A 16,661-nucleotide genomic window follows, 5' to 3' on the forward strand; every position below is an offset into this window, starting at 1 on the left:
TATATGTTTATCAGTAAAAATCGTTAATTTTAGTAAACGATTTTTACTGATAAACATAATTATTGAAAACGATGAGAAAAATAAATCAAATTGCTGTTCTATCTGCTTTAGCATTTGCAACGGCATGTGGTAACACGAACCAAAATCAACAGGGAGGAGATCAATCAAAAAAGAGTAATGCCCCTATTGTAGACCTTACTATAGATGGTCCTGTAACCAATAATAAACACCTTTTCTTACGTATTGTTGATGATGTAAAAACTGACTCTAGTCATGTTTATACAGCTCGAAGTGTCTTTAAGGGAGATACTGTTGGATTAAAGGTCGAAGTCGTTAATATGATTCCAGCGGGAATTATAGATGATCAGGCAAATGATGATATGGGCTTTACAAAAGGAAAAATTAAAATTTCTTCCATAGGTGCAGAAAGTGATAATTTTATTAAAGCTTTAGGTACAATCTATGAAATACCTGCCTCCGGTTCGTTTTCAAACACGACAATACTACCCACTGTATTCTCTTCCAATAAAGTAAATGTTGATCTAGATAAAACAGCGACTTATAGTTTTAAGCTCTTTTTGGATCAGAAGTCTGGAGAGCCAGCTGAGATGTTTTTTAATATAGATACGTATAAGAAATCGGTGGAGTTTCAGGAAAAAGATCCTAAATTCCGCGCTCCATTTATTGCAGCTTTGCAAGGTAAGTAGAGTGAGTTTTATAAAAAAAAGGCTTTCTAAATTTAGAAAGCCTTTTTTTTATGTGTATTGTTTTTTAAAAATCAAATTTGACTCGCGCTCTAATACCTGACTTAGGAGCTCCAGGATGATTCAGATAATTTAATCTTCGTACATAATCTACACGCAATATTTTGAAAATATTGGACAATCCAACACTTGCTTCCATATAAGGCTCAGATGCAAAGGTATAAGAAGACTGCTCATTGTTTGCATTCTTTTGGAAGTCGAATACCTGATTCGAATGATCCGGATTATTCTCGTCGCGTAATCCACCGTAAACAGCCTTGAAACTAAATACTTCACGAAGTTTCAACTGTTTAATAACTGGAATTTTATTCAATAAAAAGCCGTTCATATAGTATTGAACATTTGCCGAAACGTGGTGATCACTCACAAATTCTAAAAAGTTCATTAAGTTATAAGAATTCAATTGATAAGCATACGTCTGGTTGGCCCGGTGTATCGTTAAGAATGGAAATGGAATCCCCTTACCTGCAATATAAGTACCTGCTACGTCCACATCGGCATAACCAAATTGACTTAAATAAAATCTTTTGAAAGCACTAACGTTAAAGTTGTGGTAGCTATATTCGCCTTTGAACACATCTTTAAGTCCTGCTGTATAATTGAAGTTAAAGATCGGGTACTTATTGAAAATAGGTGTACGGTATAACTTGCCTTGATAAAATTGTTCATGAGGAGCATAACGTACGTTAACAGATAACTCTGTGGAGTTGATTTCATTGAAAACCCTTGTCTGACCATCTTGATCGATGATCTGATAGCGTAATGTTCCTGCTGGAGATTGTTTGGTCGCATTAAAACCTAGTCCAATGCTTAGACGATTTTCAAATTCTTTCCTATAATCAATACGATATACATCATTGTAGATATAATTTTCATTATCACCTCTTTTGAAGGATAGTAAAAAGTTATCTTCTTGAATAAATTCCAATGCCTGACCCGGAATCTTGGTGTCCCGCTGGAAAGATGCTCTGATATAATGTTGAGGAAACGAGTATACAGATTTATTATTGAATGCATAAGTGCCGCTTAGAAAATATTTCCATTTCTCATCTTTAAAGCCATAAGCAGCATAAGATTCAGCATAGAATCGTTTACTGAAAGACTCTGTCGTTCTACCACCCACACGTAGCCTAAATCCCTCAACAGGGTTGAAACTATAAAATGTATTCACAGGTCCTATCTCAACCGGACCAGCCTGTTTGTATCCTGAAAATACTAAAGCGGCAATATCCATAAAGGTTTTGAATGAAGGAATCTGTTGCAGCGTATCAATATTGTGATAGATATTCAACTCATTTTTAGTCAAAGGTATCTGGCGTTGTGCGTCAAATAATTTGCGGGTACCTTTTCCATCCGATATATTATAGGCAATTACCGTTTCAGGGCCACTGTAGATACTATCGGGCTGAACGACTCCTGTTTTGTAATTTTTATAATTTACCGTCCGGTTACCGCGGATACCTGTACCCTTATCTGTTAACGAAAAATCAATCCCCAGTGTACTCTGACTCAAATAGAATCTTTTGCTTTCATCTTGATCAAATTTAAGCTCAATATTCATATCTCGAACAAAGTTTAAGTTGATATCATCTGCGACAGTCATATTAGCACCTTGAACAGCATAATTACCATCTAAAGTGATATACAACTGACCTTTGAAAAGCATATCAGCTTTATTTCTAGGGAAAAAACTAAGCTCGACCAACCAAGGCTGTTGAGTTTTGATCGTATCCGTGATAAAGAACTTATAGAAGGTCGGCGAAGAATTGGCAATAGGACTTAAAAATTGATTGGTCACCAACGTGATATTGTTATCGTAAATATCTACCGATTCATATAATTTATTGAAATAAGCACTCAGACCATCATTGTCAATAAATTTGGGGTCAAATTGAGCACGCTGTTCCCCAACTATATATTGTTTTGTCTTTTTTGGATCTTTTCGGTAGTAAACCTTTGAAAGTTTTTCTTCCATAAAGGCCGGCAACAAGTATTTATTTGCCGTTTTTGCGGAATCATCCAGTTCGAAAAGGAATTGATAATTTTTAAATATTTTTTTATTTACAAATTTTTCAGACAAATTACTTAGACCTAAAGAAATTTTCTCATATTGATCATACTGTGCAAACTGCTGCCCGGTCAATCTGTTTTTACTTTTATTTTCGATTACTTTTCGAATTAAAGCGACTGCAGGGTTTTCTTTATTCGTATATTTTCTTTTTTTCGCTCTTACCACAACCTCATCAAGGGTGTTATCTTGCGCGTCCATCAATATTTCGATTTGCTGCGTTTCATCGTTTGTCACAAATACATCTTTATAGTCATAACCAATGCTGGATACACGGATTTTTGTGTAAGTCATTGGGAATTTTAGTGTAAAGCGACCAGATTCCTGGGTCGACATCGCGCTACCCGGAGAAGAAGGTGCTCCCACAACGGCAACTGTGGCATAAGCAATAGGTTCTTTCGTTTTACTATCCTTGACAATACCTTGTACAGTTTTTAGTTGACCTAATGCCACAGTGATACTCAGAAACATAACTGTTGCAAGTAAAAATAATGTTTTTGTAATTGCGCTGGTACTACGTTGGTATTCCATAATTTTACATTAATGATATCACAAATTATGGATATGTGTTGTAACACAATCTTAATTTCTGACTTTTTAACTTAAATGTTCTAATAAGTTGTATGCAAAAGAAATAAAAAATTAAGAATTAATAAAACATTTACAATTTTTTAACAGCTTTATTTTTCTGAGGTAACTTGGTAAAGTGCTGATATTCAATTATTGTATTATATTGTCAGAATAAGTTGACCGTAATTTTACTTCTCTGTGATGAATTTATACGTGAATTAATCTTTTTTAATTGACTATTGTAACAAAAAGGTCAGTTGAATTGTTTGATATTTTAAAAATTTGGTTCTACGGAAAAATGCATGCGTTCATTAGTGACGGGATGGTTGAATGCGATGTATGCGGCATGCAAGTGCAATCGATTGGATTTTTGGCCATATAGATCATCACCTACGATAGGGCAGTTCATACCATCAGGGTGAGCAGCATGTAGACGGAGTTGATGGGTACGTCCTGTAAGCGGGAAGAAACGAACTTTTGTTTTACCCGCTACAACCCCAATTTTTTCCCATCTTGTAATCGCCTTTTTTCCATATTCGTAGCAGACCAACTGACGGGGTCTGTCGTCTAAATCTACCCGAATTGGCAATGATATCATACCTGAATCTTCGGTGACTAAGCCGTCTAATAAGGCAATATATTGTTTGACAATCGTATGGTTGATAAACTGGCTTTGAATGATTTTATGCGCCTCTTTATTTTTTGCTAAAACAAGAATTCCCGATGTGGACATATCCAATCGATGCACGATTAACGGTCCAGCATCTGGATACTTCTGGAGCATTCGGGTATAGACCGAATCTTGGACATGGATCCCTGGGACGGATAAGAATTCTTCAGGTTTGTTGATGATCACCAAACTTTCATCTTCATAAATAATAGGAAGCTTGATATTTTCATCCGGATTTTCAAGCATTGGATTTTTATCCACCAGCAAGCCCTGTAGCATATATCCAAGTATGGGTTCACATTTATTTCGACAAGCAGGGTAATAGTGTAAATGCCTACGTACCTCCGCTGAAGGAGATTGGCCCCACCAGAATTCAGCCAGGGCGATGGGCTTATACTGATTTAAATAAGCGTATTGCAGTAATTTAGGTGCGGCACATTCACCTGATCCTGCAGGGGGTTGGGGCTTATTCAAGTCGTTAAATATGTCCATGACATTTTTACTTTCGCCCTGTGCATTTTGAAAATTATACTGTGCAAATAATTTATTCTGGAGTTGGGAGGAACGTTTTCGACGTTCTTCCTTTAGATTTGCTATGGTATTCACATAATCGTTTAAAGGCTGCTCCGCAGCGGCCATATCCTGTTCATACTGCTTTTGGAAGACACGGAGCTCGTGCTTGTCTCTTAAACTCTGTTTAATCAGATCTTGTTCCAGTAATTCGTAGGAAGATGGAGAAAGTACTGATTTTGATTGATCTCTAAGCAGTTTTCTTTCTTTCTTTTGAATTTTTAGATTTTCTTTAAATTGTATGAATTGATGGTCGAGTTTGATTTTAGTTTGCTCAAGTTTACGTCTAAGTTCGGTGCCTATTTCACGCTCTTCCAATAGCGCAATTTGCTTATTGAGGTCATTTAAATGTTCTTCTTCTAACAGGAAAAAGGAGTTTTCAGTGAGCATATCAAATACGGGCGGAACAAAATAACGATGGTCATTTTTTCCGGCTAATTTGCCAGAAAATCCCGCTAAAAAGCCGATTTTTTTATTTCGATCCTGAACCACTAAAACGCCAAACATTTTTCCAATAGCTTGTCCTTCCATTTTAGGTTCCAAGCCAAAGTTATGGATCCATTCCTGCTGTGTAAGAATATAGTGTTGAACATACTCACTTGCCTTTTTTGCTAACTCATGAGGCTCGTAGCAAAAAGGGAAGGTAAAATGAGTAGGTAAGGATAAGGGATTGATTTCTTCTTCAAATTCGTGAAAGTATATATCCTTGCTCAAACAATTATCCATTATTATTGTTGTTGTCATTATAAAGGCAAAAGTACAAAAATGATGTTATTTTTATGACAATATTAATGGTTAATTAATCACCTTTAAGCGTGTATTTTATTAATATTGTATAAGAAATAACGATAATTTTAATGATTAAAGTAGATTGTAAAATAATTCATTATGAAAGCAAAAATTGGTATTAAAGAAGCAGACTTAGCTAAAGTATCCGCTATTTTGAATAATCTATTGGCTGATGAGAGTATCGTGTATCAAAAAACAAGAAATGCACATTGGAATGTCGAAGGACCGGATTTTCATGCAGCGCATTTATTTTTAGAGTCGCAATACGATCAGTTAGCTGAAATTATTGATGAAGTCGCAGAGCGTATCCGTCAAATCGGGCACTATGCTGTAGGATCATATGCTAAATATCTGGAATTAACGCATTTGACCGAAACGAAATATGAGCATACAGATAGCAAAGGATTTTTTAAGGAATTGTTGTCAGACCATGAGTCTATTATTATGAGCATAAGAGGAAATTTGGATGCCGTTGAAAAAGCTGGTGATCAGGCAACTGAGGATTTCTTGGTCGGTCTGTTGGCGCAACATGAAAAATTAGCTTGGATGTTACGTGCCCATGTAGCGTAGTTTCCGACATATTGTTAATGAAGCAGTAATCAACTTGGTTACTGCTTTTTTTGTAAATAATAAAAAAGACTGCATGATAATTGTTCGAGTAGTTGCATCATTTAAATTTGTTGTCATTATCAGTATGCGTTACTATTTTTTTTTCATTGCTTTTTTACTTCTTTTTTCATCTTGTGCCGAATCTTTAGTGGTGCAATCAACCGGAGTCTTACAGAATGCAGCGCGGGTACACCATTTGAAAAATGGTGATCGGGAGATGATTTATATTCCCATGCGCCATTTAGGTAAGCGTAATTATTACGATTATATCCAGCGTAAAGTTGATTCTCTTCAACAGGAAGGTTTTATTGTTTTCTATGAAAGTATTGCTTATCAAGTTGATAGTGCACAGCAACGCGACCTTTATGATCGTAAGTTCCGAAAATTAGTTGGTCATACCGTGGGGAGTACTAAGACCTATGAAAAGACCTCCGATACAACAAAAGTATTGATGGCACCTATTTATAAAAACTTGGGTAGTAGAATCATTGCACAACCTGAGTATTCGTTTTTCAAAGTTGACTATAATACCGCGGTGGTAGCTGATATACCAAAAAACGTGCTCCTCGACGAATTTGAATATACCTATGGAGATATTGTTTTAGAGCCATGTGATTGGAATACTCCTCTAAATGAGCCTTATGGTTGCAAAGCTATAAAAGGTAAGTTGAAAGGAATTTTTGATCGGGATTTTATTATGAAAAGAAGAGAAGAAAATTTAGCGGCATTGGTTGCAGATGCTGGACAAAAGAAAATTCTGATTATGTTTGGGGCTGCGCATTATAAAGGTTTCCGGAAGCATTTACAAGAGCGTGATCTGAATTGGAAAATTGTAAAATAAAAATATATGGAGAAATTGTTTATCATCATTTTGGTCCCAGCTGTTATTTATTTAGTGTATTATTTGTTAAATAAAACACAAAAAAATAGTAAAGCCATCAGACGAGTTTTAAGTAAAGAGGGGAAAGATATTTTATGGAAAGAAGTACAATATTATCAACATCTTCCTGATGCGGATAAAATTGAATTTGAAGAACGCTGTTTACATTTTTTAGATCAGGTAACTGTTGAAGGTGTTGGCGTTGAAGTTTCTTTAAAAGATTATATGTTAGTTGCAGCGAGTGCGATCATACCTGTTTTTGCATTTAAAAAATGGGAGTATGCCAATCTGACGACCGTGCTGCTTTATCCAAATACCTTTAATCAAGATTATCAGTTTGAAGGAAATGAGGACAGAAGAATTTTAGGTATGGTGGGAGAGGGATCCATGAATGGCCAAATGATTTTATCCAAGGCAGCATTAGAGGCAGGCTTTTTAAATACAAAAGATGGTCAAAATACCGCTATCCATGAATTTGTTCATTTATTGGATAAGACCGATGGTGAAGTAGATGGGTTACCCGAATTTTTAATTGACCATACCTACACGTTAGCTTGGTTGGAAATGATACGAAAGGAAATTTTCAAAATTCAAGAAGGTAAATCGGATATTAACCCTTATGGTATTACCAATCGGGCAGAATTTTTTGCTGTTGTTTCGGAGTATTTTTTTGAAAACCCAGATCGACTAAAAAGCCATCATCCGGAGCTTTATAAGGCTTTAAGCACTATTTTTAAACAGGACTTAAGTTTCGCTTAATGTATGGTAACTGCTGAACCTAACAATGCTCATCATGTCCATGCCATAGCTCTGCACGACAACATTTTTTCAAATCCTGATTTTTAAAGTGTTTTAAATTTAGGTTAGAACAAAATAGTGCCTATAACAACGCCCTTCTACATGACATAGAAGGGCGTTGTTATGATCCCTAGTGTGCTAGGAGCTGAAGCAGCTAAATCGCTTCGAGAAGTTGCTTTTCATGCAATTCAAAATACTGACCCTTCAGGTTCATGAGTTCTTCATGTGACCCTTCTTCCGCAATTCTTCCCTGATCTAAAACGATGATTTTATCCGCATTCTTAATGGTAGATACACGATGTGCAATGAAAACACATGTCTTGCCTTTCATGATGCGGCTTAGTGATGTTAATATCTGCTCTTCTGTTTTGGTATCTACGGCAGATAGACAATCGTCAAATATTAAAATTTTGGGTTCTTTAATTAAAGCGCGTGCAATGGATACCCGTTGCTTTTGACCACCAGATAAGGTAATACCGCGTTCTCCAACTGAAGTTTCGAAACCCTGATCAAATCCCATTATATTATCATAAACAGCAGCATCTTTTGCCGCTTGTTCTACCTGTTGCTGTGTAAAATGATCCAATCCAAATGCGATATTATTGCTGATCGTATCTGAAAACAGAAATACCTCTTGAGGTACAAAACCTGTTTGCTGTCTCAGATCTTGATAATCTAAATCTGTGATGGATATATCATCATATTTGATAGCGCCCTTGTCGATATCAAACATTCTGAGCAGCAGATTGGCTAAGGTCGATTTACCTGATCCAGTCTTACCGATAATGGCGAGAGTTTGACCTGCAGGGATATGGAACGATAAGTCTTCGATAGCCTGAATACCTGTTTCAGGATAGGTGAATGATATATGCTCGACTTTGAGGTCTCCACTAAGTGTCTTTTTAGTAGTTCCATTGATGATGGGCGAGTTGGTATTCAAAAATTCATTAATTCGCTTTTGCGAAGCTGAAGCACGTTGTACCAGTGAAGTGACCCAAGCTAAAGACATGGCAGGAAAAGTCAATTGATTGACGTATATAATAAACTCTGCAATATTTCCAGCGGTGATGGTGCCTTTTGCGACTTCCAAACCCCCAACATAGATGGTGATAATGGTACTTAAACCAATGAGCAATAAGATCAGAGGGAAGAAAACAGCTTGTACTTTGACAAGTGAAAGAGCTGTATTGCGATAGATGGTACTCTCATCTTCAAAAGCATTCATTTTATATTTTTCTCTATTATAAGTCTTGATGACCCTAATACCGGCAAAGTTTTCTTGTACAAACGACGCTAGACGAGCTAGTTGTTTTTGAATTTTTTCACTTCTTTTGTTAATAATTTTATTGACAAACAAAATCACGACCGAGAGAATAGGAATAGGAATGAGGGCATATGTTGCTAATCGAGCATTGACATCGTACATGGCATAGATGACCATGATAGACAGTACAATCGTATTGATGGCGTACATAATTGCAGGCCCTAAGTAATTGCGTACCTGATTGACATCCTCTGTCGCCCTACTCATGAGGTCGCCCGTATTATTTCTTCTAAAAAAAGCAAAATCTAGTTTCTGGTAGTGACGGTAGATTTCATTTTTTAAATCATATTCAATATGTCTCGAAGTCAAGATAATGGTTTGACGCATCATAAAGAGGAAAATCCCGCGCAATAAGGATAGGAGTAAGACCACACCGCCGAAGAAAAGTAAACTGGACCCAAAAACTTGGTATATAAGCTCCTGCCTTTCAAATCCACTGTAGAGTTTATATAAATAAATGTTCTCTTGTACTAAATCAAAGGCCTCTCGTATTACCTTGGCAGGAAGAATACCGAAATAATTAGAGATGATAACGAAAATAACACCCGGAACTAATTTCCAGCGGTATTTGTAAAAATATTTATTTAAATAAGCTAACTCTTTCATATAATAATACAAATGTAAAACTTATTCAGCATTAAATTTTGTATTTTACAAACTTATACTGTCACAAACAATTCATAAGTTTTGTATTTATTTTGAAAGAAAAATTTAGTGTGAAATATATTTTCTACTTTTGTTTCCAAATTACCATAAATAAAACTTGAAGCAGAATTTTATGTCAGCATCTCAAACTCCAATTTTCGAATTACTGGGTCAATTTGGACACCAGAATTTGTTTTTTTGTAATGATGAAGTAGTTGGTTTGAAAGCAATTGTTGCGATTCATGATACCACATTAGGTCCAGCAATAGGCGGAGTCCGCATGCTGCCGTATTCCAGTACCGAAGAAGCGATCGAAGATGCTCTTCGTCTTTCTAAAGCGATCACTTACAAATCAGCAATCACAGGTCTTAACCTGGGTGGAGGAAGTGCAGTTATCTTGGGAAATCATCGTATCGATAAATCAGAAGTATTATTAAGACGTCTTGGTCAATTTATTGAGGGTCTTAATGGCAATTTTATTGCTTCTATCGATGTTGGTATTGGACAACGTGATTTGGAGCATATCTTTGCAGAGACTTCACACGTCGCAGGTCTTCCTAAAGCCATTAATGGCGGCGGTGATACTTCAGTTTTTGCAGCTCAAGGTGTTCTCTATGGTATCAAAGCTTCTTTAAAAGAATTGTATGGTTCGGATAGTTTAGCTGGGCGCAAAGTAATCGTACATGGCATTGGAAGTGTAGGTGAGCGTTTGATCGAGATGTTGCGTGACGAAAATTCACGTGTCTATGTCAGTGATATTACCGAAGATCGAATGTTAAAAACTGCTGCTAAGTATAAAGTTGAAACCATCGCATTTGATAAAGTTTTTGATTTTGATTGTGACGTATATGCACCTTGTGCACTTGGAGGCACTGTCAATCCAGAGACAGCAGCTAAAATGCAATGCAAAATTATTGCGGGTGCGGCTAATAACCAATTGAAAGAAGAATTGATCACCAGTAATATACTGCATGAAAGAGGCATTTTGTATGCGCCAGATTATTTAATCAATGCTGGAGCATTGGTTAGCTGTTATTCCGAAATACAGGGCTATGGGGCTGATCATACTGAGTTTGTCATCAAAAATATTTACAACGCAACGCGCGAAGTATTCCAAAAATCGAAGCAAGAAAATATTTCTTCATTCCAAGCTGCTAATCAAATCGCAGAAAAACGTATCTTTGACATTCGAAAACTCAAAAGATAGAGAAAAAAACAAAAAACAATCGTTCTTATATACAAATCGTTCTTTAAAATACTATGTTAAATAGAAGACACCTAAGGGTCAAAGTAGTGCAAACGCTTTATGCGTACAGTTTATCTGAAGATAAAGATATCAAAGCCTTTGAAAAGGCATTATTGCAAAATGTGGATGAAGTGTACGAAATGTACATTTGGACGTTGAATCTCCTGGATGAAGTGGCTGATTACGCATTGATAGATGCAGAAGGTCGTGCAAATAAATTTTTGCCAACGGAAAAAGATTTATCGCATAACACAAAACTAAGTAGCAATACGTTTATCGAATCTTTAAGACAAAATCCACAGTACGCAGAAGGAGTAAAGAAATACGGTGTTTCTTGGAACTTTGATCCTGAAATTGTTCGTACAGTATTTGCTCAGTTGAAACATTCTGAAGACTATGCTTACTATATGCAGTCGTCAGATCGTTCAATAGCTGTTGAAAAGGATATCATTAAATTTATTTTCAAAAAAATTATTTTGAAATCTCCGGTTATAGAACAGGTTTTTGAAGAAAAATTTATCAACTGGACAGTCGATAAAGAAGTTTTGCAAGCGTTGATTGCCAAAACATTCAAAAATTTTAGTTCTGAAGAACCGAGACAAAATAAGCTAGCGGAACTGACTCAAAATTGGTATGATGATAAAGATTTCATCTTGAATCTGATTGCAAAAACAATCCGAAATACAAATGAATATCAAAAAATGATTACCGAGAAAACAAAAAACTGGGAATCAGACCGTATAGCCTTAATTGATACGTTATTGATGCGCATGGCTATTTGCGAATTGGTGAATTTCCCTTCTATTCCAGTAAAGGTTACGATTAATGAGTATATTGAAATTTCAAAAGTTTTCAGTACACTTAAGAGTAATACCTTTATTAATGGTATTTTAGATAAAATTTTAAGTGATTTAAATCAAGATGGCCGTATTCAAAAGCAAGGTCGTGGATTGAATAATTAAAAAGATATTTATGAAAAAATTGAACTATTCACTTCTTTTAGCATTAGGTATATGGACATTGAGTTCATGTGGATCTAATACTAAAAATGATAAGACAACTTCAGAGCAAGCTGTTGTTACGGAGGATACTGCCGCAAATCGTGAGGCTGCAGCAACCGCAATTGGAACAATTGAGTTTACAGAACCTGTACATGAGTTTGGACAAATCAAAGAAGGAGCAGAGGTAACGCATATTTTTACGTTGACTAATACAGGTAATGCACCCTTGATCATTTCAGAAGTAAGAGCTTCATGTGGATGTACGCAACCTGAGTTTTCGAAAAACCCTGTTCTTCCGGGCAAAACATCTGACATTAAAGTCACTTTTAAAAGTGAAGGTCAGGTTGGGAAGCAGCAGAAAATTATAACCATTCACTCTAATGCTTCAAATGGATTGACAACAGTTCAATTAAAAGGCGAAGTGTTGGCAGCTAAATAATTAAATATAAAACAGATAACATATGAACACAGTTTTTTTACAGGCAGCGGGCTCAGGAAGTAGTTTAATGAGTTTCTTACCGATGATTCTTATCGTGGTTGTTTTTTATTTCTTTATGATTAGACCTCAAATGAAGAAACAAAAAGATCACAAGAAATACATTGAAGAATTAGGTGTTAATTCTCAAATCGTAACAAATGCGGGTATTCATGGTCGTATTGTTGAAGTTTCGGAAACAACGTTTTTAGTAGATGTGGGCTCTGGTGTTAAAATTCGTTTTGACAAGTCAGCAGTTGCATTAGATGCTTCAAAAGCATTGAACGCTAAATCATAATACAATAGAAATTAAAGGAAGCCGATCTTATTAAAATAGGATCGGCTTCCTTATTTAAGGACCTTCAATTTGCTATTGATTTCGTCAGGATATGAAAGGCAAAATGATTAAGTTTGTATATGGCAAGTATTATTCGTATCAGTAAATCACAGAAAAGGAAATTGATCACATTTACACGATGTGTTCTTATTTCTTTATTTGCCTGGCTATTATTTTCCATTTCAAATGAATATACGATTACTGTAAAAGCAGGGATAGAATACGTAAACTTGCCTGAGAAACGTGCCTTTCATCCACAGCAATCCGATACGGTAAGCATCAAGTTAAAGATGACGGGCTGGCAGGTGCTGTTTTCTAAAGTAAAATCTGAAGTACCAACGGTCCATGTGGATATCAGTGGACTGAAAAATAAAAACTGGATAGTTTTCTCCAATCAGATTGGTTTTATCAATCGCCAGTTCCCCCATGAACAACTAGTCGTTTCCGTAAGTCCTGATACTTTATACTTTGATTTTTCCAAGCAGACACAGCGTAAGGTTCCCGTAAAAGCGATGGCAGATATTCAATTTAGAAAACAATATGGCTTTATTGGTGAAACCCTGGTCAATCCCAAATATGTCACGATATCAGGTCCCTATGAAGATGTTGCTAATATTGAATATTGGGAGACCGATACGATCAGAGGTAAAGATGTAGCTACTGATCTAAGAACAGTAGCTTATCTCAATAAAAACCAAAAGGCAAATATTAATGTCTATCCAACCTCAGTCGAGGTATTGATGCCTGTTGGCGAATTGACCGAAAAAATTATTGAATTACCTTTGAAGGTTGAAAATAATACACATTTTAAATCCGTAAGAACAATGCCAAGTAAAGTTGCTATTACGGTACTCATGTCTGTTAAAGATTATAATAATTATACAGCAAGAGATTTTGAAGCTGTGGTCGATATCAATGACTGGGAAGGGGCTAAGGTGAAATATTTACCTGTTATCTTGACCAAGGTGCCAGATTTTTGTTCTATTTTAAGAATAGAACCTCAAAATGTTGATTTTTTCGTTCGTAAATAATATGGGAATTAAAGTAGGAATAGCAGGCGGTATCGGATCTGGAAAAACAATCGTATGTGATGTTTTTAAAGTTTTAGGCATCCCAATTTATAATGCGGATCTAGAAGCAAAGTTGATCATGAATAAGAGTGATCAGGTTCGAAAAGCAATCATAGCGGCATTTGGTGATCAAGCCTATCAAGATGGTCTATTGAATCGGGAATTTCTTTCTGCTCAAGTATTTAATAATGCTGATCAATTAGCAAAGCTAAATGCCATTGTTCATCCCGCAGTGATACAGGCTGCAGAAGATTGGGCTGATGCCCAAACGGCTCCTTATTCATTAAAAGAGGCTTCCATACTGTTTGAAAGCGGATCATATAAAAAACTGGATTATACGATTTTGGTGACAGCTCCTGTCGAAATACGTATAGCCCGAGTCATGCAAAGAGACCAAGTCACAAGAGAACAGGTGCTGGCCAGAATGAACAATCAGCTGCCTGATGAAGAAAAGGCTAAATTAGCCGATTTTGTGATTATTAACGATGGAATCAAAGCATTAATTCCACAAGTGATGGCATTACACCGTCAATTTCAGAAATAATTTTTTATGTTACATATATTATCGGACTTTTTGGTTAGAAAACCAGAAGGTTACTATTGTCAATATGGAGACTTCTATATTGATGCATTACTCCCCGTTTCCGTCGATGTTGTATCGCATGGGCATGGTGATCATGCAAGACCTGGGCATACAACGATTTATTGTACAGCCGTTACTGCCGCGATCATGCGATACCGATATTCCCAACAACCGCAGTCCAGCTATAGAACAATAGATTTTCAGCATACATTTCAGATTGGTCCAGTGCAATTGACTTTTATTCCTGCCGGACACATATTGGGATCAGCCCAAATCTTGATGGAATATAAAGGTGTTCGGTATCTCTACACAGGTGATTATAAATTGCAGGAGGACGAAACCTGCGAACCTATTGAGATCATTCAGGCAGATGTACTGATTACAGAATGTACGTTTGCAGATCCAGAAGTTATTCATCCAGATCCCATTGATGAAATCAAAAAATTGAACGATCAACCGTTTAATATTTTATTGGGAACCTATTCACTAGGAAAGGCACAACGACTAACAGATTTGATCAATAAGCATTGCCCAGATAGAAGGGTGTTGGTGCATCATGGTATATTGCCACTCCACCGTATTTATGATGACATGGGGCTTAAAAAGCTTACTTATGAACAATATAATAGAAGAGAGATGAAGGTGGGAGAACCTAATAAAGTCTATATGGTTCCTCCAATGACATTCAATAGTTATATTCGTGCAACTAAAGTGGTTCGAGCTTTTGCTTCTGGCTGGAAGAGACTTCAGCAGCATAATGATCTTTCCCTCTTTATTTCCGATCATGTGGATTGGAATGATATCCTATTTTTTATCAAAGAGGTGAAGCCTCAGGAAGTATGGACGCTGCACGGTGACGGTCGGATATTAAAACAGTATTTTGATGGACAATTAACTGTTCGTGATATCTATTGATTATTGTAAGTCAATTTATTATCGCCATCTATTTAAATATTAAAATTAAATAGATGGCTTTTTTTTTTATCAAGATTTTGCCTTAGACCTGATTAATATAAAACAGACCATAACGCCTAATAATACCAAAAATAGACTGAACGGAAATATGAAGTTCATGCCAAATTGTTTTGCGACTAAGCCAACCAGCGGACCAGATACACCCAGTGAAATATCAATGAATAACCCATAAGCTCCCAATGCTGCACCTTTGTTTGCACTAGATGCCCGTTTAACTGCCTCAACTCCCAATGCCGGAAATACCATGGAAAATCCTAAACCAGTAATCGAAGCTCCAATGATCGTCAATAGCGGTGATGGTGCAAAGGAGATCATCAATAGTCCCACACTTTCAATGATCATCGAGTATAAGGCTATTTTGACGCCTCCAATTTTATTAATACTACCGGTAAGTAAAAATCTGCCTAAAACAAACATGGTACTAAAGCAGGTAATGCAAATGGCGGCATTCTCCCATCCCTTGTAATTGTAGTATAGGGTGATAAAAGTTGAAATCGTACCAAAACCAATACCGGCTAATGCAAGACCTATTCCGAATGGAGATACGATTTTAAGAACGGAGAAAAATGAATTTCGAACTTCTGTAGATAACGAATACAGTGCTTTTTTATTTATGGTCGAAATAAGGCCAATAAGCCCCACTAGGATAGTAAATGCTGCAATTGACCAATTGCCTAGGTGCTGCGATAAAATAACGCCTAGAGGAGCGCCAATGGCCATAGAGCTATAATTGGATATGCCATTGTAAGAAATTGCGGTACTCGTGTGCTGATCACCCACACGTAAAATAGCCCAGTTGACCGGACTTGCACCCACCATACCTTCTCCACATCCCGTTAATAATCGAGAAGCAGCCAGCAAGCTTATGGAAAGCAATGGGGAAGCACTGGTATAGAATGCAGCCCAAAGGAGGATTCCGGTTAGCATAAAACAGATCATACTGACGATAATAGCAGGCTTAGGACCTTTTTTATCGACGATCGTCCCAGCATAAGCACGCATAAAAAATGTCATGATGTATTGAGAACCAATTACTGCACCTGCGATAATGGTATTGAATCCTAATATTTCATGGATGAAAATAGGAAGAACAGCTAGCGAAAGACCAATCGTGAAATATCCGTAGAAGGTTAAAATCACATAGCTAGCAATCTGAAAACGGTAATCAAGAGCCGTCTTTTGCAAAGATTTGGATAACATGCTGCAAAGGAAGCAAACCTAGCGGGGATAAAAAAATAAAAGGCGATATTCTCTTTCAGAATATCGCCTTTATTACAAATTAATTAT

General features: G+C 36.4%; 15 protein-coding genes. 11 read left to right on the plus strand and 4 right to left on the minus strand.

Features of this window, described 5'->3' with window-relative positions:
* Window positions 1-71: 71 nt before the first annotated feature.
* Window positions 72-707 carry a hypothetical protein gene (locus tag C8N37_RS11425; RefSeq protein WP_108158998.1) on the plus strand — a complete coding sequence of 212 codons (636 nt, stop codon included), beginning with the start codon at window positions 72-74 and terminating at the stop codon, window positions 705-707.
* 64 nt (window positions 708-771) lie between these two features.
* Here the strand turns inward: C8N37_RS11425 and C8N37_RS11430 are convergent, their stop codons facing one another.
* Window positions 772-3,363, minus strand: coding sequence for a DUF5686 family protein (locus C8N37_RS11430; protein WP_108158999.1), 2,592 nt, complete (start codon window positions 3,361-3,363; stop codon window positions 772-774).
* Window positions 3,364-3,676: 313 nt separating this feature from the next.
* A complete protein-coding gene (locus C8N37_RS11435; RefSeq protein ID WP_244914402.1) occupies window positions 3,677-5,356 on the minus strand; it encodes an RluA family pseudouridine synthase in 1,680 nt (559 codons plus the stop codon).
* 174 nt (window positions 5,357-5,530) lie between these two features.
* Between C8N37_RS11435 and C8N37_RS11440 the strand changes: the two genes are divergently transcribed.
* The 3 genes from C8N37_RS11440 to C8N37_RS11450 all read left to right on the plus strand — a co-directional run bounded on the left by C8N37_RS11440 (window position 5,531) and on the right by C8N37_RS11450 (window position 7,679).
* Window positions 5,531-6,001 carry a Dps family protein gene (locus C8N37_RS11440; RefSeq protein WP_108159001.1) on the plus strand — a complete coding sequence of 157 codons (471 nt, stop codon included), beginning with the start codon at window positions 5,531-5,533 and terminating at the stop codon, window positions 5,999-6,001.
* Window positions 6,002-6,074: 73 nt separating this feature from the next.
* Entirely contained in the window at window positions 6,075-6,881 is an 807-nt protein-coding gene (locus tag C8N37_RS11445) for a hypothetical protein (protein WP_108159002.1), read from the plus strand.
* A gap of 6 nt (window positions 6,882-6,887) precedes the next feature.
* Window positions 6,888-7,679, plus strand: a complete 792-nt coding sequence (locus C8N37_RS11450) for a M90 family metallopeptidase (protein ID WP_108159003.1) — start codon at window positions 6,888-6,890, stop codon at window positions 7,677-7,679.
* Between the two features lie 193 nt (window positions 7,680-7,872).
* Here the strand turns inward: C8N37_RS11450 and C8N37_RS11455 are convergent, their stop codons facing one another.
* Entirely contained in the window at window positions 7,873-9,648 is a 1,776-nt protein-coding gene (locus tag C8N37_RS11455) for an ABC transporter ATP-binding protein (protein ID WP_108159004.1), read from the minus strand.
* Between the two features lie 172 nt (window positions 9,649-9,820).
* Between C8N37_RS11455 and C8N37_RS11460 the strand changes: the two genes are divergently transcribed.
* The 7 genes from C8N37_RS11460 (at window position 9,821) to C8N37_RS11490 (ending at window position 15,314) form a co-directional block, all read left to right on the plus strand.
* Complete coding sequence (locus C8N37_RS11460; RefSeq protein WP_108159005.1) at window positions 9,821-10,894, plus strand: Glu/Leu/Phe/Val family dehydrogenase; 1,074 nt, start codon at window positions 9,821-9,823, stop codon at window positions 10,892-10,894.
* Between the two features lie 53 nt (window positions 10,895-10,947).
* Window positions 10,948-11,895 carry a transcription antitermination factor NusB gene (gene nusB / locus C8N37_RS11465; protein ID WP_045755835.1) on the plus strand — a complete coding sequence of 316 codons (948 nt, stop codon included), beginning with the start codon at window positions 10,948-10,950 and terminating at the stop codon, window positions 11,893-11,895.
* A gap of 10 nt (window positions 11,896-11,905) precedes the next feature.
* On the plus strand, window positions 11,906-12,373 hold the full coding sequence (locus tag C8N37_RS11470; RefSeq protein ID WP_244914403.1) for a DUF1573 domain-containing protein: 468 nt from the start codon (window positions 11,906-11,908) through the stop codon (window positions 12,371-12,373).
* Between the two features lie 22 nt (window positions 12,374-12,395).
* The gene (gene yajC, locus C8N37_RS11475) at window positions 12,396-12,707 is read left to right on the plus strand and encodes a preprotein translocase subunit YajC (protein ID WP_108159007.1); all 312 of its coding nucleotides are present in this window, start codon (window positions 12,396-12,398) and stop codon (window positions 12,705-12,707) included.
* A 119-nt stretch (window positions 12,708-12,826) separates the two neighbouring features.
* Window positions 12,827-13,777, plus strand: a complete 951-nt coding sequence (locus C8N37_RS11480) for a YbbR-like domain-containing protein (protein ID WP_108159008.1) — start codon at window positions 12,827-12,829, stop codon at window positions 13,775-13,777.
* Window position 13,778: 1 nt separating this feature from the next.
* On the plus strand, window positions 13,779-14,360 hold the full coding sequence (coaE, locus tag C8N37_RS11485) for a dephospho-CoA kinase (RefSeq protein ID WP_108159083.1): 582 nt from the start codon (window positions 13,779-13,781) through the stop codon (window positions 14,358-14,360).
* 6 nt (window positions 14,361-14,366) lie between these two features.
* Window positions 14,367-15,314 carry an MBL fold metallo-hydrolase gene (locus tag C8N37_RS11490; protein ID WP_108159009.1) on the plus strand — a complete coding sequence of 316 codons (948 nt, stop codon included), beginning with the start codon at window positions 14,367-14,369 and terminating at the stop codon, window positions 15,312-15,314.
* 69 nt (window positions 15,315-15,383) lie between these two features.
* Here C8N37_RS11490 and C8N37_RS11495 read toward each other — a convergent pair whose 3' ends face one another.
* Window positions 15,384-16,574 (minus strand): MFS transporter, encoded by a 1,191-nt coding sequence (locus C8N37_RS11495; RefSeq protein WP_108159010.1) that lies wholly within the window; start codon window positions 16,572-16,574, stop codon window positions 15,384-15,386.
* Window positions 16,575-16,661 lie beyond the last annotated feature (87 nt).

The organism is Sphingobacterium faecium (genome assembly GCF_003054045.1).
GTDB lineage: Bacteria > Bacteroidota > Bacteroidia > Sphingobacteriales > Sphingobacteriaceae > Sphingobacterium > Sphingobacterium faecium.